The sequence below is a fragment of the Acidithrix sp. C25 genome, assembly GCF_904848545.2.
In genome coordinates this window covers 807,284-818,442 of record NZ_CAJHCI020000001.1, presented here as the reverse complement: position 1 = coordinate 818,442, position 11,159 = coordinate 807,284, and the positions used below count along the sequence as shown (strand labels likewise).

At 52.0% G+C, this 11,159-nt stretch carries 5 protein-coding genes; all 5 read left to right on the top strand.

Going from position 1 to position 11,159, the window contains the following annotated elements:
* Positions 1 to 75 precede the first annotated feature (75 nt).
* Genes ACIDITHRIX25_RS90130 through ACIDITHRIX25_RS90110 form a run of 5 tightly spaced genes read left to right on the top strand, consistent with a single transcriptional unit; the run spans position 76 to position 10,436 of the window.
* Positions 76 to 3,216: a DUF499 family protein gene (locus ACIDITHRIX25_RS90130; protein ID WP_201732542.1), complete on the top strand. Its 3,141-nt coding sequence runs from the start codon at positions 76 to 78 to the stop codon at positions 3,214 to 3,216.
* A complete protein-coding gene (locus ACIDITHRIX25_RS90125) occupies positions 3,213 to 3,788 on the top strand; it encodes an anti-phage-associated DUF3780 domain-containing protein (protein ID WP_201732541.1) in 576 nt (191 codons plus the stop codon). The genes ACIDITHRIX25_RS90130 and ACIDITHRIX25_RS90125 overlap by 4 nt, the downstream gene beginning before the upstream one ends.
* A 15-nt stretch (positions 3,789 to 3,803) precedes the next feature.
* Complete coding sequence (locus tag ACIDITHRIX25_RS90120; RefSeq protein WP_201732540.1) at positions 3,804 to 6,701, top strand: anti-phage-associated DUF1156 domain-containing protein; 2,898 nt, start codon at positions 3,804 to 3,806, stop codon at positions 6,699 to 6,701.
* A gap of 28 nt (positions 6,702 to 6,729) precedes the next feature.
* Positions 6,730 to 7,632, top strand: coding sequence for a restriction system modified-DNA reader domain-containing protein (locus ACIDITHRIX25_RS90115; RefSeq protein WP_201732539.1), 903 nt, complete (start codon positions 6,730 to 6,732; stop codon positions 7,630 to 7,632).
* Between the two features lie 11 nt (positions 7,633 to 7,643).
* Positions 7,644 to 10,436 carry a phospholipase D-like domain-containing anti-phage protein gene (locus tag ACIDITHRIX25_RS90110; RefSeq protein WP_201732538.1) on the top strand — a complete coding sequence of 931 codons (2,793 nt, stop codon included), beginning with the start codon at positions 7,644 to 7,646 and terminating at the stop codon, positions 10,434 to 10,436.
* Positions 10,437 to 11,159 lie beyond the last annotated feature (723 nt).

Genomic DNA, 11,159 nt, shown 5'->3' with positions numbered 1-11,159 from the left:
TTATCAGTTATAACGTATTTGTTTCAATGCAGATTGGTGCCTGCTTGATAGCCGATCAGGCACCCAGGAGGCCACATGTTACCCACAGTTAGAGACTACTGCGTTTTGAACGAAGGAGCAGAGAACATCCGTATCTCTGACTCAATTGAACGAGTTGACGAAGAGACACTCTCTTTAGAAGACGGCGAACGCTTTTTGTCGCAATCCTACCTCACTGCAGGTATGACCGAACTCGTCCGAGAAGGCTTCAAGCGACTCTCTGGAGCAAGCGGTGGTCGCTCAGTCTTCCGCCTCAAACAAGCGATGGGTGGCGGAAAGACACACCTCATTCGCACAATGGCATTTCTTGCTCGACACCCAAGCCTCCGGACAGAGTTCTTTCCCGAAGCAGCAAATCGCTACCCCTTCGATACCGCCCGAGTGTGCTTCTTCAACGGTCGCGAACAACCCGATGATTTCTTCTGGGGGCGTATCGCTGCCCAGCTTGGGAAGCCTGGCTTCTTTGAAGGCGGAGCTCACGCTCCCGGCGAAGAGAAGTGGCGAGAGCTCTTCGCATCCGTTGGTGGGCCAGTCCTCATCCTTCTCGACGAAATGCCCACGTACTTTGGGTACTACCGAACCCAGTCAGCCGGACAAGGGACGATGGCAGATGTCGCGGGTCGAGCATTTGCCAACCTGCTGTCGTGCACCCAAGGACTCAAGAATATTTGTGTAGTCGTCTCCGAACTTGAAGCCTCCCATGCCGAGGGCACCCACATCATCAACGCCGCACTCGACGATGCTAGAAAGGAGCTCAGCCGAGTCGAGTTCAATATCACTCCCGTTGACCTCTCCGGAGATGAAACCTACGCAATCCTCAAAAAGCGCCTCTTCGCGAAGCTCCCCGACGAGGCACAGATAGGACACATCGCCGAAAGTTTCGCAAAAGCTATCGAAGCTGCCCAACGTTCAAAGACCATTGAGCAGCAAAAGACACCCGAGCAACTTGCCTCTGAGATCATCCAGACTTATCCATTCCACCCTCAAATGAAGCACATCTTTGCTCTTTTCAAGGAGAACAAGGATTTTCAACAAACCCGTGGGCTCATGGAGCTTGCGTCACGCCTTATTCGCTCTGTTTGGAATAGCGCCGCAAACGATGTGCTCCTCATTGGACCCCAGCACTTTGATCTTGCAATTGACGAAGTCCGAGAGAAGATCATCTCAATCTCAAAGCTAGATGAGGCTGTCGCAAAGGATATCTATGCAACCGACGGAAGTGCTCATGCTCAGGTGCTCGATGCGAATAACGGAAACGATGCGGCCTCCCAGCTTGCGAGCCTTCTATTGGTCTCTAGCCTCTCAACTGCTGTTAATCCCGTCAAAGGGCTCACAAAATCAGAAGCGCTGGAGTGCTTAGCAACCCCGAATGCGGATCTCTCGTTTTACCAAGATGCACTCGAAGCAATGCTCGGGAGTTGTTGGTACCTCCATCGCTCTGAAGGTGGGCGGGTATACTTTGACAAATTGGAGAATCTGACGAAGATGCTCAAAGGCCTAGCCGATGATGCACCAGATGTGAAAGTGAAAGACCTAGTTGCTCACCGGCTCCAGGAAATGTTTGCACCCAAGCGCAAAGCTGCGTACCAAAAGGTGCTTGCGTTACCACATATCGATGAAATAGCTGAAGAGGTGAAGGGCTCTCGGGTACTCGCAATTGTCGCCCCAGACTCCTCGTTGCCACCTCAAGAGATCTCTCGCCTTTTTGACTCGATCGTGCGAAAGAATAACCTTTTAGTGCTGACAGGTCAACCCTCTTTTGAAATGCGAAAGCTCTGGGAGGCTGCTCGTAGTGTCTATGCGTCATCACTAGCATTAGCGCAGAACCGAGTCGCCCAGGGCACCACGCAGTTCGAAGAGTTCGAAGAGTTGAAGAATCGATTTGAACACGACCTCACCGGCGTACTTAAGAGCCTCTTTGACAAACTGTTCTACCCAATTCGTGCAATCAGCTCCGGGGGAGAAGCTCAGCTTAGAGAGGCAAAAGGACTAGCCGCGGTTGGCGATACCAATAACGGTGAAGCCCAGATCGAAGAGACACTCAGGAGGGACCCTGTCAAGCTGTACTTGGACTGGGATGAGGGGACCGCGTTTAGCGGTATCTGCACCCGATTAGAACAGCTCATTGGAGGGACCGATGAAATCCCCTGGTCTGCCGTGAAAGAGCGAGTGCAAGAAGATGCTGCGATGTACTTTTTGCCCCCTGGAGATCTTGAGCGTATAAAGGCCAAAGCTATCAACGAAGGGCGCTGGGAGGATCTTAGTAATGGGTGGATCACCAAGAAGCCAAAGCCCAAAGAAGCAACGGTATCCGTCATACAACTTGGAGACATGCGAGACGATGGATCGATCACATTAGAGGTCCAAGTCATAAACGCCAATCCCGAAACGACAACCGTTCACTACGCCGAGGACGGAGAGGTCTCCGTAGCGTCTCCCAAGCTCACCGATACCCAGTTGCTAACGACCGCAATGCGCGTGGCATTTCTTGCGGTTGATCGTTCTGGGAGGCTAGAGTCAGCAGCACCGTACATCTGGTCGAATCAGATCAAGATTCAGCACCGCTTAGATCCGCAGTTCGGAGATAAGCGGGAAGTAACCCTTTTTGCGCTCCCATCAGCTGAAGCGATCCGCTATACCCTCAACGGCGCAGAGCCTCGAGACGGCATCGCTTATACGGGGCCATTCATAGTTGATGGAGATAACTACCGACTCCTCGTCTTTGCAGAAGACAAGGGCATCTCCGCAAAGGAAGACTTTCAGATTCCCAAAGGTGTCTCTGAGACTGGTCCGGGTGGCAGTCCAGGCAAGCCACCTGTAGCGGATCCACCGCCCACGAAACCGGTCATCTTCCCTACCGCTCAGAAAGCCACTATCAACGCCCGAGACAAGGTCTTCGCTGCACTCGATATGGCGATTGCTCGCCAGATGACGTTCTCTTGGGTGGAGGTAAGCGTTGCTGAAGGTCAAGCGAGTGCCCGGATGCAGTTTGATATTGCGGGCTTTAGAGCAGAGCAACTCCGAGCACTCACCGAGAGTCTCTCTGGCACACTCCCGCCAACGGCGTCACTGACGTTCAAATTTGGAGCGATGCACTTCCCAAGCGGGCAGGACCTTTTGGACTTTGCCGCAGCCACGGGTGTGAGTATCGCCAACGCATGGAAGGAGCAGGCATGAGTAACGCCCCCACACCAACCACGAAGCTCATAGGCTTTGGTGCCCCCGCTGAGTACGGCGCACACGTCTTCAAGGTGCAGATTCCCCCCGGTCGCTCTGGGCTTGTCGTCCTCTCTGAAGAGTTCGGGCTTCGAGCTGGGGTTGACGGAACACCGGAACGGATTATTCGGGCACAACTTGATCGATCGCTCTGGACCCCGCTTGCAGATATTTCACGACGTGACTTCAATGCTCGCCTACGAGCAACGAAGTCCTCCCCTGGGACGTGGAAGCCACAAGAGAACGTGTTGGACCGGATGCTTGGCAAAGAACTAGCGATACTCATGTGGGCTGCGGAACCGGCGTCCTCGAAGGAGATCGACACGATCTGTGAGAAGTGGAGCGCACTTCGTCCCGAGGAGCGCTGGTGGCTCTATTCAATGACCAGTGCGGAAGCTGGAGGGGTTGGAGATCGGAACCGTGGCTGGAGGAAGGCGTTGTTCTATGCGCTCTCAGACGGTGAAGGTATGTCAACGACTTCGGTGAAGATACCCGAGGCAGAAACATCAGAGAGGATGAGTCTCTTCCTGTAGGGGCTCAGTGAGATTATGACACAGAACGATACTGAGGCTACGGGGAACAAGATCGTCCCGCTTTCGCTGAAAGATGCTCCAGCGCTGATTGAGAAGCTGTTGCCGGTACAGAAGCTGTCGGTTGAGGCGTACAAGGAGAGCATGGCGGGTGCGAGTAAGACGCTTACTGGACTGGGGTCATACTGGAAAGGCCGAAAGGCTCTCGTCTTGAATAAAGCAGTCATTTTGGGAACATTGCTTCCAGCGACTGCCGATCTTCACAAAGATCTTGCGATATTCGAGATGTTGATGGCAATGGATACAGATTCACTGTGGCGAAGGTTCCCTCGTTCAGAAGCCCTCAATAAAGCGACGAAGAACTTCAAAGCTGAGGGTTGGGATACTAGTTCGCCAGAAGCGAGGGCGGCCAATGCTCGACGGACGCTTGCGCAAACGTCGTTTCGAGACTCCGTTAGTCAAGTAGAACGAGCCGAGTCAGTTGATCAGGAATACCTTTATGGGCCTATCTGGGGCTCGGTCAATGCACATCTCGGGACCAACGCGTTTTCATTTCCAGAGTTGACGGAACAGCTCGGCATCATGCGCTTTGGGCATCGACCAAAGGTTGCAGATACATTCTCCGGGTCCGGTCAGATCCCCTTTGAAGCAGCTCGGCTTGGGTGTGATGTGTACGCCTCGGACTTGAACCCCATCGCAACCATGTTGACCTGGGGTGCGCTCAATATCGTTGGTGCGGATACAAGCGAACGGGCGGAACTTGAAGAATCACAAGAGCGACTCGTCAAGGTTGTCCGAGATCAAATTGATGCCCTTCAGATCGAATCTGACGGCGCGGGTTGGAGGGGGAAGGTTTATCTCTATTGCGTAGAGGTTACTGATCCGGCGACAGGTTGGCGAGTGCCCGTGCTACCGAGCCTGGTAGTCGTGAGACAGACCAGAATCATTGCTCAATTAGTTCCAAATAAGGGATCCAAGAGCTTCGATATTGTGTTGGTCCACGATGCAGCCGACGAGGAGATGGAGGTTGCTTCTAAGGGTACATACGTCCAGGGCGATGTTGTTTATTTTCTTGATGACGCAGAGCATCGCGTAAAACTCTCGACGCTGAGGGGTGACCACAAGCTCCCAGACGGGTCGAACGCCAATCGACTCCGGATGTGGGAGAAGTCGGACTTCATGCCCCGTCCGGGCGACTTTTATCAAGAGCGTCTTTATGCAGTGCTCTGGGTGAAGAACGATACTGTCAGGAAGACCGAATTTCGTTCCGTCACCGAAGACGACCTCAAGCGAGAGCAGATCGTCAACGATTACGTCGGGGCGCATCTAGCGGGGTGGCAAGAGGCCGGTTGGGTGCCGGATATGCGCATTGAGCCGGGCGACAAGACCGACGAGCCAATTCGGACTCGAGGTTGGGCCTACTGGCACCACCTCTTCAATCCGAGACAGTTGCTCACGGCGGCGCTCGTCAACCAACACTCGGATGCGAGATTGAAGTTCGGTTTGGCTCAAGTTCTAAACTTTGGGAGCCGCCTCTCGCGTTGGCAGTCGACTACCGGCTCCGGCAAAATTAACGATGCTTTTTACAATCAAGCACTAAACACTCTCTATGACTATGGAACCCGAGGATTTGACTACGCCTCTCCCTTTCTAGAGATGAACTACAAGTCATACCCCTTAAACCAAGACGTTCGCACAGAAATCAAAGCACTCCCAGCCTCTTCAATCACAACCCCCTTTGACCTGGCTCTTACCGATCCCCCCTACGGGAGTGCGGTACGCTATGAAGAAATCTACGAATTCTTCATCGCCTGGTTGCGGAAGAACCCCCCACCGGAGTTCGCCAATTGGACCTGGGACTCACGGCGAGCACTTGCAATCAAAGGCGAAGATCACAACTTCAAAGCCGAGATGGTCGCCGCATACAAGGCAATGACCAACTGCATGCCTGACAATGGGATGCAAGTCATCATGTTCACCCACCAGAGCGGCTCGATATGGGCGGATATGTCCAACATCGTGTGGGCCTCGGGGCTCCAAGTTTCGGCAGCGTGGTACGTCGTAACCGAGACCGACTCAGCGCTCCGCCAAGGCCAATACATCAAAGGCACCATCCTCCTAGTGCTTCGAAAGCGTCTGGGCAACAAAGCCACCTCAAGAGACGAGCTCGCCTATGAAATTGAAGACGAGGTGAAGGCTCAAGTCGAACTGCTCACCGGGCTGAACCAAGACACGAAGGATCTCTACCGAGACGAGAACCTCTTTGAAGACGCCGATCTGCAGATGGCTGGGTACGCTGCAGCGCTTCGGGTGCTGACGAAGTACACCACCATCGACGGTGTGGATATGACCCAAGAGGCACTGCGTCCGAGGGTCAAGAAGCAGAAGACGCTCGTCGATGAGTTGATCGATTATGCGGTTGCTAAGGCGAATGAGTACTTGGTGCCCACTGGACTTAGCCAAGACGTCTGGGACAAGCTCACCGGCATTGAGCGGTTCTACCTCAAGATGGTGGATATGGAGTCCAAAGACGTCTTCGTGCTGTCGAACTATCAGAACTTTGCGAAGGCGTTCAAAGTGCAAGACTTTAGCCCCCTCATGGCGGACACCAAGGCAAATAACGCCCGGCTCAAAGACGCTGTGGCTCTCAATAAGCGTTACATGGGTGCGGGTGACGAATTCGGCTCCACGCTAGTGCGAACAGTGCTCTATGGGATCTACCAGCTCGCATCGACCTCTGTGGGTGGAGACAGAGTGATTGCAGAAGTGAAGTCCTTGGTAGCGAACTACTACCAGAACCGAGAGCTCCTTATTGCAATTGCGGACTACCTCGCAAAGAAACGAGCGACACTCAACCCAGAAGAATCATATGCGGCGGGTATCCTACGAGATCTTGTCCGGAATGAGCGGATGTAGTGCGTAGAAACTCTGAAAGGACTGTGTTGTGGACATAAACCCACCAGCTGATTCACTACCGTTACGGGTGCTCGTTCCGGAAAATGGCTTGGAGCCAACGATCATTTATGACGAGTCTGCTGCACTTGTCATGGCGGTGATTGATCGTGAAGGAGTAAAGGGGTTGGAAGATACTTGGGACGTGCCAGGCATCTATGTGTTGCTTCACGTTCTTGACGGAGACGGATTTTTCGAAGCATACGTTGGCAAGGCTCCGAACGGACTCAAAACGAGAGTCTCCCAACACGTTACCGGTAAAAACTCCAAAGAGTTCTGGAGTCAGGCCTTACTGGTCTGTCGAGACACAACCCATGGATTCAACTCTACGCAGACGGGGTGGCTTGAGGGCAGAATCTACCAGCTCCTCAAGGAGTCGGTTAACGCACAGGTTTCCAACCAACAGACTCCAACTGACAACACGCTGGCTCCATACGAAAAAACCATGCTCGAAAACTGTGTCGTTCCTATCTCCAGAGTGCTCCGTCTTCTCGGTTTCGATCCCGCGACGGCTGACGGTAACCAAATCCTATCTCCCTCGCCGCAAGCGAAAGCTAAGACAGCAAAATATTACGGCATCGACCTGAAGGTGCTCATGCAGGCTGGCATGCTCCAGGTGGGAGAGCGGCTCATCTCTCTTGTGTCTGCATGGCCCGGAGAGGGTGAGATTGTTGTGCCTATCGGTATCCGTCTTAGGTCTAATGGAATTACCTACGACACACCGTCGGCAGCAGGTGCTGCGATCAAAGGTGGACTCGCAACGAACGGTTGGAGCTTTTGGGGAGTGAAACGTGACGACTCCTGGATTCCGCTGTCAACAATTCGTGAACAGTATCTCGAAAAGCAGATGGCTTCTAAGTCTCTTTTAGATCAAAGTCAACCTAGGCAACAGTGAAGCAGCCAGATATGGATGAGCAAAGAGTAGAGATATCGTCCTCAACTAAGGAAGTATCCCCCAGTTGGCCCTCGTCACCAATCATGCGCTACTCCTCGCTTGAGGGGAGACTCGACCATAGTTTCTTAGCTCAAAAGCTCCAAGGAGCAAAGAGCTATAAGCGCATTGCGGGTTACTTTCGCTCTTCCATCTTTGAGCTCGTTGGAGAAGAGATCGAAAGCATCGAAGAGGTGAAGATTGTCTGCAACTCCGAACTCGATGCATCTGATATCGCAGTCTCTAAAGCCGCTCGTGAGGTCGCACTTAAAGGAGTGTGGAATGGTATTGCTCCTGAAACAGAGGCACTACTACATCGAGAGCGCTACCAGCGACTCTATAAGCTTCTTTGTTCGGGGCGGGTACAGATTAGGGTCGTGCCTAAAGACAAGGTCTTCGTGCATGGTAAAGCCGGCGTCATTGCACAACCAGACGGTTCCAAGATTGCGTTCTTAGGCTCCGTCAACGAGAGCAAAGCGGCATTTGCGCATAACTACGAGATCCTCTGGGAAGATAGCTCCCCTGAAGCAGCGCTCTGGGTAGAAGCAGAGTTCAACAAGCTCTGGGACGAGGCCCATGAGCTTCCAGATGCAATTATCACGGAGATCAAACGGATCTCTCAGCGCATAGAAGTACACTTTGCCGACCTAAGTCCAGCAGAACTACCCGCAGCTGCAATGGTGGAGTCGCCCATCTACCGGGGCGGCGAAGGGCTACAACCCTGGCAACGCTCCTTTGTGTCTACCTTTTTAGAGCATCGCGAGATCTTTGGGAAAGCTCGACTCCTATTAGCTGATGAAGTTGGGTTGGGAAAGACGTTATCAATGGCGACAGCTGCACTGGTTGGGAGTCTGCTCGGCGACGGACCGGTGCTTATTTTGTGTCCCGCAACATTGACCCAACAGTGGCAGACAGAGCTGAAAGACCACTTGGGAATTCCAAGTGCGGTATGGCTTTCCAACAAGAAACAGTGGGTGGACAACCAACAAAGAGTCATCCGAGGAGGAAGCGCTGGCGAAGTTGGGCGTTGTCCGTTGCAGATAGGGATCGTCTCTACAGGTCTCATCACGCACAACTCCGCGGAAGCACAGGTCCTTCGCGAGATACGCTTTGGCACCGTGATCTTAGATGAGGCTCATAAGGCTCGAAAGAAACTTCGCTTTGACAAAGAGGATGGCGAGAGTAACTTGCGTTCCTTTATGGTTGACATCTCCCGCACCTCTCGCCATGTCCTACTTGGAACCGCCACGCCAATTCAAACCGCTGTACGAGAGCTTTGGGATCTCCTAGATGTGATCTCGGTAGATGCGGATTTTGTCTTTGGACAAGGAGGGGCAACTGGATGGCGGGTGGTGGAGCGAACGCTTCCTGTTATCACGGGTGAATCCTCCGTTGGTGACATTAACGAAGCCTGGGAACTCATTCGATCTCCCCTTGCGCCGCGCTCCTTGGCTACAATTGATGCTCGACCTTTACTTGACTCAATCCGAGCAGATCTCGGCCTCTCCGACAACACGTTTTATACCTCTCGGGGGCTATCAGGACTTGGAAGTTTTACTCGCGCGGACCTTGAAGACGCAATGGGGTCAGACTTCTTCCGCCATAACAATCCCTTCGTTCGGCATGTTGTGATACGCCAGCGCGCAACTCTTGAAGCCGAAGGTCTCCTCGCTAGAGTTGGGGTGAACGTCCATCCGGACCCCGATGCTTCACCTGGAACCTATGGAACGTCTTTCGATGGATTGGGGTTGATTACGAACTACTCGTTTGAGCGAGGCTACGAGGCCGCCGAGGAGTTCGGCGGTGCACTCCAGAGCAGGGGAAGTGGAGCAAGCTTATTCCGAGCGATCTTTTTACAACGTATCTGTTCGTCGTTTGCCTCTGGCTTAGCAACAGTAGGACGAATATTGGATAAACAGCTCAATGACGACGACGAAGAAGGAGAAGGGCTTCGGTCCGAGCAGGGTCTTTTAGATACCTTGACGACCAGAGAGATCGGCTACTTGGAACAGATTCGAGCGGAACTCTCACGCCCGGAAGCAGTCGATCCAAAACTCGCTGCCGTAAAGAAATTCTTGGAGTCCCAGTACTCCGAGGGACGGACCTGGGGAGAGTGGGGCTGCATCATATTCTCACAGTATTTTGATACGGTGGACTGGATAGCGAAAAAGTTAGCGGAGGTCTACCCTGATCAAACCATTGCGGTTTACGCCGGTGCATCAAAAAGTGGGCTATACCGAGATAGGCAGTTCGTTGCGGTGTCCCGAGAAGAAATTAAAGGGCTGGTGAAGTCTCGCGAAGTATCTTTGGTGGTCGCAACCGATGCAGCGTGCGAGGGACTCAACTTACAGACGTTGGGGACGCTCATAAACGTTGATCTTCCGTGGAACCCATCTCGGCTTGAACAGCGCCTCGGGCGGATCAAGCGATTTGGTCAAGCTCGCAAGGAGGTGGATATGTTGAACCTGGTGTACAAAGACACTCGGGATGAGAAAGTCTACGAGAAGCTTTCAGAGCGTATGAGAGACCGCTATAACCTCTTTGGCAGCATCCCGGATTGCATAGATGACGAATGGATAGATGATATCGAAGCATTTGCTGAGAAAGCCAAGACGTACCTCCACTTTCGGAATCGATCGGTCAGTATCTTCGAAAAAGCATCAAAGCGAACCGTCATGGGAGTAGATGGCTGGGAAGAGTGCTCAAAGGTACTCTCTCGTCGAGATATTGAATTGACTATGAACAAAGGTTGGACGCGATCCAACTAGACCACACAACGAAGCCTTTTACTATATCTTTTGATCACTTGAAACCCAGGGCATTTCGAGTTCGTCGCTTTGGAGTCCATCCCCTCGTAATTCGATAATTAGTAGATGAGTTCATCAACTCATTATTTTCAGCAGGCCACCGCATGTTTCAAAAACACTGCTGTTCACAAGGTTTTACATTCAATAGTCGCAGGATTTGAAAGTAGTTGAATAAGGAGAGCGAATACGAGTGCTTAAAGCCAGCAGAAGGCTCCTAGCTCGGAAATCTGCCTATTACCATCCCATCTAATTTCTTGAATCTTTACCTACTTGCGGCTAGAAGACAGCGCAACTACTAACCCGAATGCGGAAATAACAGTGTGAATAGTTTTCCATTCTCCTTCGTATTGGGAATGTATACAAGATCCTAAAAGCGTAGCAATTCCGGTTATCAGTAAGATATCTTTAGTTTCCATTTGACCACCTTTCTTTATTAGATATGATACCCATATTCTATTTAAATCTATGATAAACACTTATTTAAAATAATAGTTCATCTTCCTCCACCCTTTGGCGTTAAGCTGTAACAGTGGGATATTCGATACCCTAGGTGTCAGGATGGCTTCTGCTCAAATAATGGATGCATAAATCAATAGGGCGAAAACGTGAGAAATAACAATAATTTATCCGAACGTCAGTGCATCAGCTCAATTTTACATAATATATATTTTCGGCGTTTGTAAA

Bases quoted from the DNA above. Each gene is read 5' to 3' on its own strand.
- ACIDITHRIX25_RS90130 (WP_201732542.1), top strand. From the start codon at position 76: ATGTTACCCACAGTTAGAGACTACTGCGTTTTGAACGAAGGAGCAGAG.
- ACIDITHRIX25_RS90125 (WP_201732541.1), top strand. From the start codon at position 3,213: ATGAGTAACGCCCCCACACCAACCACGAAGCTCATAGGCTTTGGTGCC.
- ACIDITHRIX25_RS90120 (WP_201732540.1), top strand. From the start codon at position 3,804: ATGACACAGAACGATACTGAGGCTACGGGGAACAAGATCGTCCCGCTT.
- ACIDITHRIX25_RS90110 (WP_201732538.1), top strand. From the start codon at position 7,644: ATGGATGAGCAAAGAGTAGAGATATCGTCCTCAACTAAGGAAGTATCC.